At 59.4% G+C, this 266-nt stretch carries 1 protein-coding gene; it reads left to right on the top strand.

What is annotated here, in order from left to right; genetic code table 11:
* Positions 1–80: 80 nt before the first annotated feature.
* A partial coding sequence (locus ABFX56_RS16135; RefSeq protein WP_346234371.1) for a transposase occupies positions 81–266 on the top strand: 186 nt, incomplete at its 3' end.

Raw genomic sequence — 266 nt, 5'->3', positions numbered from 1 at the left:
CCCCCTTTCTTTTGGGACCTATATACCTAGCTAGCCACAACTAGCTTGACTAGCCGGTCCCATTTGGCTAGTTAGGTTTCATGACCGACAAGCCCGAGACCGTCAGCCTGTATCAGTTCTTCCAGCGCTTCCCGGATGAGGAAGCCGCGCGGCAGTACTTTGAGCGCAACCGCTGGAGCGGCGAGGTCTCTTGCCCTCACTGCGGCAGCCTCTCGGTTGCCGAGGTCAAGAACCACAAGCCGATGCCCTACCGCTGCCGCGACTGC

Source organism: Parafrigoribacterium mesophilum, assembly GCF_039652555.1.
In the GTDB taxonomy this organism is placed as follows: Bacteria; Actinomycetota; Actinomycetes; order Actinomycetales; family Microbacteriaceae; genus Parafrigoribacterium; species Parafrigoribacterium mesophilum.
The sequence above is the reverse complement of the archived record's forward strand: the minus strand, read 5'-3'. Positions and strand labels throughout refer to the sequence as shown.